Annotated in this window: 11 protein-coding genes; 9 read left to right on the forward strand and 2 right to left on the reverse strand. The window is 75.4% G+C overall.

Features of this window, described 5'->3' with window-relative positions:
- The first annotated feature begins 145 nt into the window (after window positions 1–145).
- Genes AC230_RS14160 through AC230_RS34680 form a run of 5 tightly spaced genes read left to right on the forward strand, consistent with a single transcriptional unit; the run spans window position 146 to window position 7818 of the window.
- Complete coding sequence (locus AC230_RS14160; protein WP_049716538.1) at window positions 146–1828, forward strand: acyclic terpene utilization AtuA family protein; 1683 nt, start codon at window positions 146–148, stop codon at window positions 1826–1828.
- The gene (locus AC230_RS14165) at window positions 1825–3423 is read left to right on the forward strand and encodes an acyl-CoA carboxylase subunit beta (RefSeq protein WP_049716539.1); all 1599 of its coding nucleotides are present in this window, start codon (window positions 1825–1827) and stop codon (window positions 3421–3423) included. The genes AC230_RS14160 and AC230_RS14165 overlap by 4 nt, the downstream gene beginning before the upstream one ends.
- 46 nt (window positions 3424–3469) lie before the next feature.
- The gene (locus AC230_RS14170; RefSeq protein ID WP_049716540.1) at window positions 3470–5416 is read left to right on the forward strand and encodes an ATP-binding protein; all 1947 of its coding nucleotides are present in this window, start codon (window positions 3470–3472) and stop codon (window positions 5414–5416) included.
- Window positions 5388–6491 (forward strand): acyl-CoA dehydrogenase family protein, encoded by a 1104-nt coding sequence (locus AC230_RS14175; RefSeq protein ID WP_049716541.1) that lies wholly within the window; start codon window positions 5388–5390, stop codon window positions 6489–6491. Before AC230_RS14170 ends, AC230_RS14175 begins: the two co-directional genes overlap by 29 nt.
- 46 nt (window positions 6492–6537) lie before the next feature.
- On the forward strand, window positions 6538–7818 hold the full coding sequence (locus AC230_RS34680) for an enoyl-CoA hydratase family protein (RefSeq protein ID WP_078871236.1): 1281 nt from the start codon (window positions 6538–6540) through the stop codon (window positions 7816–7818).
- A gap of 73 nt (window positions 7819–7891) precedes the next feature.
- On the opposite strand, the gene AC230_RS14190 is transcribed toward AC230_RS34680, so the two are convergent.
- Window positions 7892–8986: a citrate synthase 2 gene (locus tag AC230_RS14190; RefSeq protein WP_049716542.1), complete on the reverse strand. Its 1095-nt coding sequence runs from the start codon at window positions 8984–8986 to the stop codon at window positions 7892–7894.
- A gap of 535 nt (window positions 8987–9521) precedes the next feature.
- Between AC230_RS14190 and pdxH the strand changes: the two genes are divergently transcribed.
- A complete protein-coding gene (gene pdxH, locus AC230_RS14195; RefSeq protein ID WP_049716993.1) occupies window positions 9522–10145 on the forward strand; it encodes a pyridoxamine 5'-phosphate oxidase in 624 nt (207 codons plus the stop codon).
- Window positions 10146–10525: 380 nt separating this feature from the next.
- Complete coding sequence (locus tag AC230_RS14200) at window positions 10526–11902, forward strand: PAS domain-containing protein (RefSeq protein ID WP_049716543.1); 1377 nt, start codon at window positions 10526–10528, stop codon at window positions 11900–11902.
- A gap of 116 nt (window positions 11903–12018) precedes the next feature.
- Here AC230_RS14200 and AC230_RS14205 read toward each other — a convergent pair whose 3' ends face one another.
- The gene (locus tag AC230_RS14205; protein ID WP_049716544.1) at window positions 12019–12774 is read right to left on the reverse strand and encodes an SIS domain-containing protein; all 756 of its coding nucleotides are present in this window, start codon (window positions 12772–12774) and stop codon (window positions 12019–12021) included.
- A 220-nt stretch (window positions 12775–12994) separates the two neighbouring features.
- On the opposite strand from AC230_RS14205, the gene AC230_RS14210 reads away from it, so the two are divergent.
- On the forward strand, window positions 12995–13687 hold the full coding sequence (locus AC230_RS14210) for an iron-dependent transcriptional repressor DtxR (protein WP_049716545.1): 693 nt from the start codon (window positions 12995–12997) through the stop codon (window positions 13685–13687).
- Window positions 13688–14274: 587 nt separating this feature from the next.
- Complete coding sequence (locus AC230_RS14215) at window positions 14275–15153, forward strand: alpha/beta fold hydrolase (RefSeq protein WP_049716546.1); 879 nt, start codon at window positions 14275–14277, stop codon at window positions 15151–15153.
- The last annotated feature ends 88 nt before the right edge of the window (window positions 15154–15241 follow it).

Below are 15241 nucleotides of genomic sequence, written 5' to 3' on the forward strand. Positions count from 1 at the left end.
CCGGAGGGGACGGCCGGCGTCCTCGCGCCCCAACTCACCGCGTCCTCCCGGGCGGTGGCGCGAACCGCACCCCGCTACCGGCCGGCGGGCCGGAAAGAAGGCAAGCACGCTTGCCTGTTCGAGGAAGCGCTGCCACGCTCCCAGCGTGCTGAGAATCGGCAACGCCTCGGGCTTCTACGGTGACCGCTTCAGCGCGTTCGAGGAGATGCTCACCGGTGGGCCGCTCGACGTCCTCACGGGGGACTACCTCGCCGAGCTGACCATGCTCATCCTCGGCCGCGACCGGGCCAGGGATCCGGACGGGGGCTACGCCCGCACCTTCCTCCGGCAGTTGGAGGCGGGGCTCGGCCTGGCGGCCGACGCCGGGGTGCGGGTCGTCACCAACGCGGGCGGGCTCAACCCGGCGGGACTGGCCGCGCGCATAAGGGAGTTGGGCGAGCGGGTCGGCGTCCCCGTCCGCGTCGCGTACGTCACCGGTGACGACCTGCTCGGCGAGCGCGACCGGTGGGCCGGGGCCGTCACCGCCAACGCCTACCTCGGGGGCGGCGGGATCGCGGCCTGCCTGCGCGCCGGGGCGGACGTCGTCGTCACGGGCCGGGTCACCGACGCCGCGCTCGTCAGCGGAGCGGCCGCCGCCCACTACGGCTGGGGGGACGAGGACCTGGACGCGCTCGCCGGGGCCGTCGTCGCGGGCCACATACTGGAGTGCGGCGCCCAGGCGACGGGCGGGAACTACGCGTTCTTCGGCGAGCACGACATCCGGCACCCCGGGTTCCCGCTCGCCGAGATCCACCCCGACGGCAGTGCGGTCATCACCAAACACCCGGGGACCGGCGGGGCGGTGACCACCGGGACCGTCACCGCCCAACTGCTCTACGAGACCGAGGGCGCACGGTACCCCGGGCCCGACGTCACCGCCCGGCTCGACACCGTCCGCCTCACACCCGACGGGCCCGACCGCGTCCGCGTCCACGGCGTCCGGGGCGAACCCCCGCCCGCCACGCTCAAAGTGGGCGTCACCCGGGCGGGCGGCTGGCGCAACGAGATCGTCTTCGTCCTCACCGGGCTCGACGTCGTCGCCAAGGCACGGGTGGTCCAAGGGCAGTTCGAGGACGTGCTCGCCCGCCTGGCCCCGGCCCGCGTGCGCTGGACGCTCGCCCGCACCGACCACCTCGACGCGTCCGTCCAGGAGGAGGCGAGCGCGCTGCTGCGGCTGGTCGTGCACGACCCCGACCCCGACGTCGTGGGGAGGGCCCTGAGCGGCGCGGCCGTCGAACTGGCCCTGGCGAGCGTCCCGGGGCTGCACCTGACGGCACCGCCCGGGCCCGGTGCCCCGTACGGGGTCCTGGACTCCGCGTACGTACCGGCGGACGGCGTCCCGCACGTCGCCGTCCTCCCCGACGGCACCCGCATCCCCGTACCGCCCGCCGCGCCGGCCACGGGCGCCCCCGCGCCCCCGCCGGAACCCGCCCTCCCCGCGCCGCTCCCCGCCGGGCCCGCCCGGCACGCCCCGCTCGGCCTGGTCGCGGGCGCCCGCAGCGGCGACAAGGGCGGCCGCGCCACCGTCGGCGTCTGGGCCCGGAGCGAGGACGCCTGGCGGTGGCTGGCCCACGAGCTGACCGTCGAACGCTTCCGGCACCTCCTGCCGGAGACGGCCGGACTGCCCGTCGAGCGCCACGTGTTGCCCCGCCTGCGCGCCCTCGGCTTCGTCGTCGACGGCCTCCTCGGCCGGGGCGTCGCCGAGAACGTCCGCTTCGACCCGCAGGCCAAGGCGGTGGGGGAGTGGCTGCGCGCCCGCTACCTGGAGATACCCGAGGTGCTGCTGTGACCGTCCTGACCTCGCGCCTCGACACCGCCGGCCCCGAGTGCGCGGCCCACCGCGCCGCGATGCTCGACAAGCTCGCCGGGATCGAGGCCGCCCACGCGCAGGCCGTCGCCGGGGGCGGCGAGAAGTACACCGCCCGCCACCGCGCCCGCGGGAAGCTGACGGCCCGCGAGCGCGTCGAGCTGCTGCTGGACCCGGACACGCCCTTCCTGGAGCTCTCCCCGCTCGCCGCCTGGGGCAGCGAGTACACCGTGGGCGCGTCGCTCGTCACCGGCATCGGCGTCGTCTCCGGCGTGGAGTGCCTGATCAGCGCCAACGACCCGACCGTGCGCGGCGGGGCGAGCAACCCGTGGACCCTGCGCAAGTCCCTGCGCGCCCACGAGATCGCGCGGGCCAACCGGCTGCCCGTCGTCGGCCTCGTCGAGTCCGGCGGCGCGGACCTCACCGGGCAGAGCGAGATCTTCGTGCCGGGCGGGGCCCTGTTCAAGGACCTCACGCGGCTGTCGGCCGCCGGGATCCCCACGATCGCCGTCGTGTTCGGCAACTCGACGGCCGGCGGCGCGTACGTCCCCGGCATGTCCGACCACGTCGTGATGGTCGCCGGCCGGGCCAAGGTCTTCCTCGGCGGGCCGCCGCTGGTGAGGATGGCCACCGGCGAGGAGGCGGACGAGGAGTCGCTCGGCGGCGCGGACATGCACGCGCGGGTCTCCGGGCTCGCCGACCACTACGCCGTGGACGAGCACGACGCCCTGCGCCGGGCGCGGCGCATCGTCGCCCGGCTCAACCACCGCAAGCCGTACGCCGATCCGGCCGCCGCGCCGCCGCCCCGGTACGCCGCGGACGAGCTGCTGGACGTCGTCCCCGGCGACCTGCGCACGCCCTTCGACCCGCGCGAGATCATCGCCCGGATCGTGGACGACTCGGACTTCGACGAGTTCAAGCCACTGTACGGCGCCGGACTGACGACGGGCTGGGCGCGGCTGCACGGCTACCCGCTGGGCATCCTGGCCAACGCGCAGGGGGTGCTGTTCAGCGCGGAGTCGCAGAAGGCGGCGCAGTTCATCCAGCTCGCCAACCAGCGGGACGTCCCGCTGCTGTTCCTGCACAACACCACCGGGTACATGGTCGGCCGCGCCTATGAGCGGGGCGGCATCGTCAAGCACGGGGCCATGATGATCAACGCGGTGTCCAACTCCCGGGTGCCGCACCTGTCGTTGCTGGTCGGCGCGTCGTACGGGGCCGGTCACTACGGGATGTGCGGGCGGGCGTACGACCCGCGCTTCCTCTTCTCGTGGCCGGGGGCCAAGTCCGCGGTGATGGGCCCGCGGCAGCTCGCCGGCGTCCTGTCGCTCGTCGCGCGGGCGGCGGCGGAGGCGAAGGGGCGGCCGTACGACGAGGAGGCGGACGCGGCGCTGCGGGCGGCCGTGGAGCGGAAGGTCGAGGCGGAGTCGCTGCCGCTGTTCCTGTCCGGGCGGCTGTACGACGACGGGGTCATCGACCCGCGCGACACCCGGACGGTGCTGGGGATCTGTCTGTCGGCGGTGCACAACGCGCCGGTCGAGGGGGCGCGAGGGGGGTTCGGTGTCTTCCGGATGTGAGGGCTGCGACGGATGTGAGGGCTGCGAGGGATGTGAGGGGGCGGCAGTGATCGGGTCCGTGCTCGTCGCCAACCGGGGCGAGATCGCCCGCCGTGTCTTCCGCACCTGCCGCGCGCTGGGCATCGCGACGGTCGCCGTCCACTCGGACGCCGACGCGCGCGCCCGGCACGTCCGCGAGGCGGACGCGGCCGTCCGGCTGCCGGGCGACGCGCCCGCCGCGACGTATCTGCGGGGCGACCTGATCGTCGCGGCGGCACGCGCGGCGGGGGCGGACGCGGTGCACCCGGGCTACGGATTCCTCTCCGAGGACGCGGAGTTCGCCCGGGCCGTCGTGGCCGCCGGGCTGGTGTGGATCGGGCCGCCGCCCGCGGCGATGGAGGCGATGGCGTCCAAGACGCGGGCCAAGCGCGTCGCGGCGGAGGCCGGGGTGCCGGTGCTGGCCCCGCTCGACGGTGCCGCCGCCGTGCGGGCCGCCGGACCCCCGGTGCTGGTCAAGGCCGCGGCGGGCGGCGGCGGCCGGGGCATGCGGATCGTCCGCGACCTGGCCCTGCTGGACGCGGCGCGCGACGCCGCGCGCGCCGAGGCGGAGGCGGCCTTCGGGGACGGCGAGGTGTTCGTCGAGCCGTACGTGGCGGACGGACGCCACGTCGAGGTGCAGGTCCTCGCGGACGCGCACGGCACGGTGTGGACGCTGGGCACGCGTGACTGCTCGCTCCAGCGCCGCCACCAGAAGGTGATCGAGGAGGCGCCCGCGCCCGGCCTGCCGGAGGGCCTGGAGGAGGCGCTGTGCGGGCACGCCGCGGCGCTGGCGAGACGGGTGGGGTACGTGGGGGCCGGGACCGTCGAGTTCCTGCTCGACGGGCGGGGCCGCGCCTGGTTCCTGGAGATGAACACCCGCCTCCAGGTGGAGCATCCGGTCACCGAGTGCGTGTACGGCGTCGACCTGGTCGCCCTGCAACTGCGGGTGGCGGAGGGCGCCCGGCTGCCCGCCCGGCCCCCGGAGCCGGCGGGCCACGCCGTGGAGGCCCGGCTCTGCGCCGAGGACCCCGCCCGCGACTGGCGGCCCTGGACGGGCCCGGTGCACGCGCTGGACGTCCCGGAGGGCGACGGGCTGCGGGTGGACGCCGGCGTGGGCGCGGGCGACGAGGTGGGGCCGCACTACGACGCCCTGCTCGCCAAGGTCGTGGCGCACGCCCCGGACCGCCCCTCCGCCCTGCGCCGGCTCGCCCGCGCCCTGGAACGCGCCCGCGTCCACGGCCCCGTCACCAACCGGGACCTGCTGGTGGGGTCGCTGCGGCACCCGGAGTTCGCGGCCGGGACGCCGGACACCGGCTTCTACGGGCGGCACCTGCCCGAACTCACCGCCGTGGACGGGGAGGTGACCCGCCATGCCGCCCTGGCGGCCGCCCTCGCCGACGCCCAGGGCCGCTCCCGCTTCGGCGGCTGGCGCAACGTCCCGTCCGGACCCCAGGTCAAGCGCCTGCGCGCCGAGCCCGACGGGACCGAGCACGAGATCCGCTACCGCCTCGGCCGGGACGGCCTGGAGGGCGTGCCGGGTGTGCGCCTGCTGGAGGCCGCGCGCGACCGCGTGGCGCTGGAGATCGACGGGGTGCGGCGGCCGTTCGCCGTCGCCTTCCACGGCGCGTCCGTCCACGTCGACTCGCCGCTCGGCGCACGGTCGTTCGCGCTGCTGCCCCGCCTCCCCGAACCCGTCCCCGAGGACGAGCCGGGGTCGCTGCTCGCCCCCATGCCGGGCACCGTCGTGCGGATCGCCGACGGCCTCGCGCCCGGCACCCCGGTCGCGGCCGGTCAAGTCCTGCTGTGGGTCGAGGCGATGAAGATGGAGCACCGCGTCACCGCCCCCGCCGCCGGGATCCTCACCGCCCTGCACACCGCCCCGGGCCGGCGCGTCGCCACCGGGGACCTGCTCGCCGTCGTCGCCGTCCCGAACGAGGAGGCCGCACATGAGCGCCGCACCGACCGAACTCCGTGACCTGCGCGCCGCCGTCGCCGCGCTGGGAGCCCGCGTCCGCGACCCCGAGGAGCTGTGGACGGAGGCGGGGAAGCTGGGCTACCTCGGCGTCAACCTGCCCGTCGCCTACGGCGGGGGCGGCGGCGGGATCACCGAGCTGGCCGTCGTCCTGGAGGAACTGGCCGCCACCGGGAACCCGTTGACGCTGATGGTGGTCTCGCCCGCCATCTGCGGCACGGTCATCGCCCGCTTCGGCACCGAGGCCCAGCGCAGGGCCTGGCTGCCGGGGCTGGCGTCGGGGCGCCTGCGGATGTCCTTCGGCATCACGGAGCCCGAGGCGGGCTCCAACTCCCACCGCATCACCACGACCGCGCGCCGCGAGGGGGACGGGTGGGTGCTCGGCGGGCGCAAGGTCTTCATCAGCGGCGTCGACCGGACCGACGCCACGATGGTCGTCGCGCGCACCGAGGGCGGCGGCCCGTGCCTGTTCGTCGTGGACCGCGACGCGCCGGGCTTCCGGCGCACCCCGATCCCCATGGAAGTCCACGGCGACCTGCGGCAGTTCGAGCTCGACCTGGAGGACGTACGGCTGCCGGCCGACGCGCTCGTCGGCGCCCAGGACGCGGGCCTGCGGCAGCTCTTCGCCGGGCTCAACCCGGAGCGCGTCATGACCGCCGCGTTCGCGCTGGGGCTCGCCCGGTACGCGCTCGGGCGCGCCGTCGACTACGCCCGCACCCGCGCCGTGTGGGACCGGCCGATCGGCGCCCACCAGGCCGTCGCCCACCCGCTGGCACGGGCCCACATCGAGATCGAGCTGGCCCGGCTCATGACGGAGCGGGCCGCCCGGCTCTACGACGACGGCGACGAGGCGGGGGCGGGCGAGGCCGCCAACATGGCCAAGTACGCGGCCGCCGAGGCCGCCGTGCGCACCGTCGACCAGGCGGTGCACACGCTCGGCGGCAACGGGCTGACGACGGAGTACGGGCTGGCGGCGCTGATCACGGCGGTGCGGGTGGCCCGGGTGGCGCCGGTCAGCCGCGAGATGATCCTCAACTACGTCTCGCACCACACGCTCGGGCTGCCCAGGTCCTATTGAGGAACAGGTCCTCTTGAAAGTGGTGATCCGACGAGGTGGTGATCCTGTGCTCGTCCGTCGCGCGTCCGACGACGGCGCCGCCGTCCTGACCCTCGACTCCCCGGCCAACCGCAACGCGCTCTCCGCCCGGCTCGTCGGCGAGCTGCGCGCCGCGCTGGAGGAGGCGGGCGCGGATCCGGCGGTCCGGTTCGTCGTGCTCGGGCACACCGGGCCGGCGTTCTGCTCCGGCGCGGACCTGAGCGGGGATCCCCCGCTGGATCCCCGGGAGTTCGTCCGGCTGCTGCGCACCGTGGTGGAGCTGCCGAAGCCGGTCGTGGCCGTCGTCGACGGCGCCGTCCGGGCCGGTGGGCTGGGACTGGTGGGGGCCTGCGACATCGTCGTGGCGGGGGAGGCGGCGGCCTCGTTCGCCTTCACGGAGGCGCGGCTGGGGCTCGCCCCGGCGGTCGTCTCGCTGACCCTGCTGCCCCGGCTCGACCCGCGGGCGGTGGCGCGGTACTACCTGACGGGGGAGGTCTTCGGCGCGCGCGAGGCGGTGCGGGTGGGGCTCGCGACCGTGGTGGACGGCGAGTCCGGGCCCGTACTGGCCGGGCTGCGGGCCGCCTCCCCCCAGGGACTGGCCGCGTCCAAGGCGCTGACGACGGAGGGCGTGCGGGCCGGGTTCGCCCGGGACGCGGAGCGGCTCGTAGCCCTCTCCGCCGAGCTCTTCGCCTCGGACGAGGCCCGGGAGAGGATCGCGGCGTGGCGCGCGATGACCGACCACCGGCTGGCCCGGGGCGCCGCCACGCGGCGGCGGCTGCTGGACGCGGCGGTGGCGTGCCTGGCGGAACTCGGCTGGTCCGGCTCGACGGTCTCGGTCGTCGCCGAGCGGGCCGGGGTCTCGCGGGGCGCGCTCCAGCACCACTACCCCACGCGGGAGGACCTGTTCACCTCCGCCGTCGAGCACGTCGCCGAGCGGCAGTCGGCCGCCGTGCGGAGCCTCGCGGGGGCGGACGTCGCGTGCGTGGTGCGCGCGATCGTGGACCTGTACACCGGCCCCGTCTTCCGCGCCGCCCTCCACCTGTGGGTCGCCGCGACCACCGAACCCCGGCTCCGGCCCCGCGTCGTACAGCTGGAGGCCCGCATCGGCCGGGAAGCGCACCGGATGGCGGTGGAGCTGCTGGGGGCGGACGAGTCGGTGCCCGGCGTGCGGGAGGTGGTGCAGGGTCTGCTGGACATGGCCCGGGGGCTGGGCCTGGCGTCCCTGCTGACACCGGATGCGGGGAGGCGGGAGCGGGTGGTGGAGCGGTGGGCGGGGATCGTGGGCGGGGCGTTGGGGGGTGCGGGGTGAGGTGGGTGCCCCCGGCCCTCCGGGAGAGGGGCGGGGGCACCCTCGAAGCGAGGGCCCCCGCCCCGGGAGGGGGCTACCGCCCGGCGTAACCGGGCACCTCCCGGGGGTCCCGGGGGCCCGGGCCCACGTAGCGCGCCGACGGACGGACCAGCCTCCCCGTCCGCTTCTGCTCCAGAATGTGCGCGCTCCACCCCGCCGTCCGCGCACACGTGAACATCGACGTGAACATATGCGCCGGCACCTCCGCGAAGTCCAGCACGATCGCCGCCCAGAACTCGACGTTCGTCGCCAGCACCCGGTCCGGCCGCCGGTTGTGCAGCTCCTCCAGGGCCGCCTTCTCCAGCGCCTCCGCGACCTCGAAGCGCGGCGCGCCCAGCTCCTTGGCCGTGCGCCGCAGCACCCGCGCCCGGGGGTCCTCGGCGCGGTAGACCCGGTGGCCGAAGCCCATGAGGCGCTCGCCCTTGTCGAGGGCCCGCTTGACGTACGCGACGGCGTCCCCCGTCCGCTCGATCTCCTCGATCATGCCGAGGACGCGGGACGGCGCCCCGCCGTGCAGCGGACCGGACATCGCGCCCACGGCGCCGGAGAGCGCGGCGGAGACGTCCGCGCCCGTCGAGGCGATGACGCGGGCGGTGAACGTCGAGGCGTTCATGCCGTGTTCGGCCGCCGACGTCCAGTACGCGTCGACCGCCGCGACGTGCCGCGGATCCGGCTCGCCCCGCCACCGCTTCATGAAGCGCTCGACGACGGTCCCCGCCTTGTCGATCTCGCGCTGCGGCACCATCGGCAGGCCCTGCCCGCGGGCGGACTGCGCGACGTAGGACAGGGCCATGACCGCCGCCCGCGCGAGGTTGTCCCGCGCGGTGGCCTCGTCGATGTCGAGGAGCGGTTTGAGTCCCCAGACGGGCGCGAGCATGGCGAGCGCGGACTGCACGTCGACGCGGATGTCACCGGAGTGGACGGGGATGGGGAACGGCTCGGCGGGCGGCAGGCCGGGGTTGAAGGAGCCGTCGACCAGCAGCCCCCACACGTTCCCGAACGAGACGTGACCGACCAGGTCCTCGATGTCGACGCCCCGGTAGCGGAGCGCGCCGCCCTCCTTGTCCGGTTCGGCGATCTCCGTCTCGAACGCGACGACTCCCTCGAGTCCGGGTACGAAATCGGACATCAGGCGGCTCCTCGTGGTGTGTTCGACAAGCGACGGCGACCTGCCGGTGTCCCCTGCCGGTGCGTGCGGTGTCTGCCTCTGCGGTGTCTGCTGCTGTGCGCCGCCGCCCGGGGCCGCCCTTCCCGCGGCGTCCCCGGCGGCCTGGAGGGTCCGGTGCCCGGACGGTCCACCGGAACGGTTCCGCGGCGGCGCCGGCGCGGCTCGCGTTCCGTACCGGTCTCCCCGGTCATGCCCCGCACGGGGGCGGTTCACCCGGCCCTTCCGGCCGGAAACGATATCCGGTGGTGCGGTGCTCCCACATCCGTACGAGCGGCGATTTTGGCGGTTTCGCCACCCGCGGGGAAGAGTGATGTCCGGCACACGCCGCGGGCGGCCGGGGAAAGGGTTGGGCGCGGGCGTCACGGGGCACAATCATCGTTTCGTCGCCGGGAGATGCGGTGCGGACGCGCCGTGGGTGCTGCAAGATGAGCGGGTGTCCGATGCCCACCGCGCCGTCCGCGCAGCAGACCCCGACAGCCCGCTCGACCCCGCCGCCATGCGCGCCCAGTACCGCACGGCGGGCCTGGCGGAGGAGGACCTGGCGGCCGATCCGTACGAGCAGTTCGCGCGCTGGTTCGCCGACGCGGTGGCGAGCGGGCTCCACGAACCCAACGCGATGGTCGTCTCGACCGCGGACGCCGAAGGGCGTCCCAGCTCACGGACCGTGCTGCTCAAGGCGTTCGACGCGCGCGGCTTCGTCTTCTTCACCAACTACGGTTCGCGCAAGGGCCTGGAGATCGCGGCGAACCCGTACGTCTCGGTGCTGTTCCCCTGGCACCCGATCGCTCGTCAGATCATCGTCGCGGGGCGGGCGAAGCGGGTGGCGGCCGAGGAGACGGCCGCGTACTTCCGTTCGCGGCCGCGCGGTTCGCAGCTCGGCGCGCTGGCGAGCGACCAGTCGACGGTGGTCGCCTCGCGCGCGGAGATCGACGCGGCGTACGCGCGGCTGGCGGCGCGCTATCCGGAGGGCACGGAGATCCCGGTGCCCACGGAGTGGGGCGGCATCCGTGTGGTGCCCGAGCGGCTGGAGTTCTGGCAGGGACGGGAACACCGGCTGCACGACCGGCTGCGGTACGTACGGGACGGCGAGGGCTGGCGGATCGAGCGCCTCTGTCCGTGACGGGCCCCAACGGGCCGTACGCAGACGGTCCGTGGGCCACTGACCCGGGTGCCGCGTGCGGCGCCCGGGTGCCGAGCGGACGACTCGGCGGCCCACGGACCGGGTGACTGCTGGGAATTGGCCGACGGCACCGCCGTCGACGCCTGTGCGCTGTGCGCGACGGCGGGCGTCAGCCCGCAGTCACCTCACGCGTCCGGACGAAAACCATCTGTCCGATCACCTCCCTTCTCGTGTGCACCACACCCTAGGGACCCCCGGCGGGCGCCACAACCGAATTTCCCGGGGCACGGATTTCGCCGAAGACGGTGTGGTGCGGGGCGGTGTCGAGTTGAATGGCCCGTCGTGCAGGACATGCAGACGCGTCCAGCTGGGGGTATCTCGTGACCGCTCCACACCACTTCGGCCCCGCCCGCCACGAGGCCGGCGCCGACGGCGAGGACCACGACCTGCTCGTGGCGCTGCTCGACGGCATGGACGCGGCGCTCTGCGCGTTCGACGCCGAGGGCACGGTCACCCACTGGAACCGGGAGGCCGAGCGCATCCTCGGCTGGACCGCGGAGGAGGCCGTCGGCCGGCCCGGCCTGGCCGGCTGGGCCGTGCGCGAGGCGGACGCGCCGGAGGTCACCGCCCGGCTGCTGGGCGCGATGCAGGCCCAGGGCCGCCAGGTGGACGAGTTCGCGCTGCTGACCAAGGAGGGCGGGCGGGTCCTGGTGCGGGTGCAGTCCTCGGCCGTGCCCGGCGCGGACGGCAGCCCGGCCGGCGTCTACTGCGCGTTCAGCGAGGTGCACACGCAGATCGACCTGGAGCGGTCGGTGGCGCTGAGCGAGGCGCTGTTCGGCGACGCCTCCTGGGGCGTGCTCCTCGTCGACGCCGACCTGCGCCCGGCGCTCGCCAACGCGCACGCCGCCCGCGCGCTGCGCACCAGCCGGTCCGCGCTCCTCGGCCGCCCGCTGGGCGACCTGCTGGAGCAGGGGCTGGAGGACGTGGAGAGCGCCCTCCAGCACGTCCTGGCGTCGGGCGCGCCGCCGGCGCCGACGGAGCTGTGGGTGTCGGTGAAGGGTGCGGGCGAGGGCGGGGAGGGCGCCGGGGCGGGGGAGCGGCGCTGCTGGCGCAGCGGGTTCCTGCGGCTGTCCACACCGCTGGTGGAGGAGCCCGTCCCGCTGGGTGTGGCGTGGCTGTTCCTGGACGTGACCAAGGCGCGGCTGGCCGAGCAGGAGAGCGCCCGGCTGCGCTTCCGGGGCAGCCAGTTGCACAGAGCGGGGCGGGCGGTGGCCGAGTGCGAGGACCCGATGGAGGCCGCGGCGCTCTACATGGACTTCGCCCTCGCAGGTTTCGCCGACCACGCGCTGATCGACCTGCTGCCCGAGCCGGCGTCCGTGCCGCAGCGGCCGATCCGCCTGCTGCGGGCGGCCGCGACGCCGACGGGCGTCTCCGGCCCGGGCGCGTCGGTGCCCGGGGGCGGGCTGCCCGTCCCGTACCTGGACGGCCACCCCGCCGTCCAGGCGGTCGAGCGCTGCGGTTCCGTGCGCGCCGTCTCCGACCGCACGCGGGACTGGGGGCCGGTCCGCAAGTGGCCGGCGGGCACGCAGCACGCGCTCGCCACCGCGCTGCGGTCGCGCGGGCGGACGGTGGGCGTGGTGACGTTCCTCCGCGGCCCGTCGCGGCGCCCCTTCGACCGCGCGGACGCGACGTACGCGGAGGACATCGCGACGCGGGTCGCGGCGTCGATCGACCTGGCGGCGGCCGTGGGCGGGTGAGAGCGGCTCCCTCCGGGGGGGCGGCTCCCTCCGGGGAGAGGGCGGGGCGGGGAGGAGGTCCGTCCGCCGGCACCGGCACCGGGAGCCGCCCGGTGGCGACCGGTACCCCGATCCGCTCAGTGGCGGAAGAAGATCCGCTCGCCGTACTCGCGCAGCACCCGTCCGTTCCACTCGTGTCCCCCGTCCACGTTCCCCGAGCGCAGCATCGGCGGTTCGATGCCCCGCTCGACGAGCTCGCCCGCCGCGGAGGCGACGACGGCCTGCATGACGGCGCTCGTCACCACCGTCGACGCCGGGGCGAACGGTGCCGCGACGCCCTCCGCCGTCAGCTCGGCGTCGCCGACGTCCACCTTGCTGTCGATCACGATGTCGCAGTGGTCCTTGAGGAACGTCCCGGACGTGTGCCGCGACTTCGTGTGCTCGGCGTAGGCGAGCGAGGTGACGCCGATGACCTTGAGGCCGAGGGCCCGGGCGTTGAGGGCCATCTCGACGGGCAGCGAGTTGCGCCCGGAGAGGGAGATGACGATCAGCACGTCGCCGGCCCGGGCGGGGCTCGTGTCGAGGACGGCGCCGGCCAGCCCGTCCACGCGCTCCAGCGCGCTGCCGAGGGTGGCGGGGGTGATGTCGACGCCGACCGTCCCCGGCACGGCGAGCAGGTTCATCAGCGCGAGCCCGCCCGCCCGGTAGACGACGTCCTGCGCGGGCAGCGAGGAGTGGCCGGCGCCGAAGACGAAGAGCCGGCCGCCCGCCGCGACGGTGTCCGCGAGCATCGCCCCGGCGGCGGCGATGCTGCCGGCCTCCTCGTCGCGCACCCGTCCCAGCAGCCCGATCGCGGCGTCGAAGAACTGGCCGGCCAGCTTGTTCCCGCTCATCGCAAAGGGCTCCTCAGCATCGTCCCGGGGTGGGCGGCGTCGTCGTCGGCGCCGCGGTGGCGCGGCTCACGTTGCGCGGTTGACCTGCGCGCTGTCAATACGGACGGCCGCGTGGCGGGGCCGCGGCGGGACGGCGGCGGGACGGTACGCGCCCCCCTTGTCGGTGGTATGCGTCAGAATTGGGTCCAGGGCCAGCGCACTACTTATCCGAGGGGCACGCATGTCCGGACTGATCGACACCACGGAGATGTATCTCCGCACCATCCTGGAGCTGGAGGAGGAGGGTGTGGTCCCGATGCGCGCGCGCATCGCGGAGCGGCTCGATCAGAGTGGCCCGACGGTGAGCCAGACGGTCGCCCGCATGGAGCGCGACGGGCTGGTCACGGTCGCCGGCGACCGCCACCTGGAGCTCACCGAGGAGGGCCGCCGCCTGGCCACCCGCGTGATGCGCAAGCACCGCCTGGCGGAGTGTCTGCTCGTCGACGTGATCGGCCTGGAGTGGGAGCAGGTCCACGAGGAGGCCTGCCGCTGGGAGCACGTGATGAGCGAGGCCGTGGAGCGCCGTGTCCTGGAGCTCCTGCGCCACCCGACGGAGTCGCCGTACGGCAACCCGATCCCGGGCCTGGAGGAGCTGGGCGAGAAGGCCGAGGCGGATCCGTACCTCAACGACAACATGGTCAGCCTCTCGGAGCTCGTCCCCGGCGCCGAGGGCAAGACGGTGGTCGTGCGCAGGATCGGCGAGCCGATCCAGAGCGACGCCCAGCTGATGCACACCCTGCGTCGCGTGGGGGTGCAGCCGGGTGCCGTGGTCAGCGTGACGGAGTCGCCCGGTGGGGTGATGGTGGGCAGCAGCGGCGAGTCCGCCGAACTGGCCGCGGACGTCGCCTCGCACGTCTTCGTCGCCAAGCGCTGAGCCGCTCCCCGGCCGCTCTTTCCCCCCAACGCCCCCGGCTCACGGGCGGGTTGACCGCCCGCCGGCCGTCCGCCGGCGCCGGGCGGACGCCGTCGTCCGCCCGCCGCGCGCCCAACCGCCCCCGCTCCGGCCCGAGTCGGCGGAAGTCCGCGGAACGCGTACAGACGCCCCCGGGGCGTGTCACGCTGGCGTTGTGGCATATGCGCTCGCGCCGCTCGACCTGGGAGGGGGATCCTCGATGAGGCGCCGGTCGCGGTGGGCGGACCGCACGACGGGGATCCCCGCCATCGCGGCCGCGGCGGAGGCTCCGGGCATGACAAGGGCCCCGGCGTCCTCGCGGATCGCCGGGGCCCCGCCTCCCCGTATTTCCCCCTCGGCGACCCGGGGCCCCGAGCTCCCAGGGTGCGCCTCGCGGACCTTCTTCCCCGAGCGGTCCGCGCCCGAGTCGATTTCTCCCCTTGACGACGACGGTCAATCCTCGGCTCCCGTCACTCGAACGAGGGGTGTTGCGTGCGACGGCCGGCCCATTCGAAAGGGGGTTCCATAAGGTGGAGCTGTCCGGGGGTGAAGTGGGGGTGTCAGGAGTGATGGCGCGGCGTATCGATGTCAGTGGGAGCGGTGGAGTGCGGCTTGCCGCCTGGGAGTTCGCCGACCGGCCGGAAGCGGCCGTCCCGCCCGGCCGGGCCCGGGAGGCGGGCCCGGCCGGCGTCCTGCTGCTGCACGGGCTGATGGGCCGCGCCGCGCACTGGGCGGAGGCCGCCCGCTGGCTCTCCACGCGGTACCGCGCGGTGGCGCTCGACCAGCGGGGCCACGGCCGCAGCGAGAAGCCGGTCGGCGGCCCCTACGACCTGGACGCGTACGTGGCCGACGCGGAGGCCGTCGTGGAGCAGCTCGGGCTGGCGCCGGTCACGCTGATCGGCCACGCGATGGGTGCCCTGACGGCCTGGCGGCTGGCGGCCCGCCGGCCCGATCTCGTCCGGGCGCTGGTGATCTGTGACATGCGGGCGTCGGCGCTGGGCGCGGCGACGCAGCGCCGGTGGGGCGAGTGGTTCAAGTCCTGGCCCGTCCCGTTCGCCACGCTGGCGGACGTGCGCCGGTGGTTCGGCCAGGAGGATCCCACGCTGGAGCGCCCGGCCCCCGCCCGCGGCGACTTCTACGCGGAGGTGATGGCAGAGCGCGCGGACGGCTGGCGGCCGCTGTTCTTCCGCCGCCAGATGCTCCTCGCCCGCGAGGCGTACGCGCACGACGCGCACTGGGAGGAGCTGGCCCTGGTCGAGTGCCCCACCCTCGTGGTGCGCGGGCTGGACGGCGAGCTTGGCCGTGCGGAGGCCCAGGAGATGGTGCGGGTCCTGCCCCGCGGGCGCTATGCGGAGGTCGCCGACGCCGGCCACTTCCTCCACTACGACCAGCCCGGCGCGTGGCGGCGGGTGGCCGAGCCGTTCCTGAGGGACGCGGTGCCGGTGTGACGGCCGTGGGGGAGGCCGCCGGGGCGGGGATTTAATTCAACGGGCGTTGACATCCCTGCCCGGGCGGGTGTGCACTGGAGGTGGGCCG

The organism is Streptomyces caatingaensis (assembly GCF_001187435.1).
Classification (GTDB): domain Bacteria; phylum Actinomycetota; class Actinomycetes; order Streptomycetales; family Streptomycetaceae; genus Streptomyces; species Streptomyces caatingaensis.

What these genes read in the sequence shown, in the direction of transcription:
- AC230_RS14210 (WP_049716545.1), top strand. Translation starts at nt 12,995, where the DNA reads ATGTCCGGACTGATCGACACCACGGAGATGTATCTCCGCACCATCCTG.
- AC230_RS14205 (WP_049716544.1), bottom strand. Translation starts at nt 12,774, where the DNA reads ATGAGCGGGAACAAGCTGGCCGGCCAGTTCTTCGACGCCGCGATCGGG.
- AC230_RS14175 (WP_049716541.1), top strand. Translation starts at nt 5,388, where the DNA reads ATGAGCGCCGCACCGACCGAACTCCGTGACCTGCGCGCCGCCGTCGCC.
- pdxH (WP_049716993.1), top strand. Translation starts at nt 9,522, where the DNA reads ATGCGCGCCCAGTACCGCACGGCGGGCCTGGCGGAGGAGGACCTGGCG.
- AC230_RS14190 (WP_049716542.1), bottom strand. Translation starts at nt 8,986, where the DNA reads ATGTCCGATTTCGTACCCGGACTCGAGGGAGTCGTCGCGTTCGAGACG.
- AC230_RS14215 (WP_049716546.1), top strand. Translation starts at nt 14,275, where the DNA reads ATGGCGCGGCGTATCGATGTCAGTGGGAGCGGTGGAGTGCGGCTTGCC.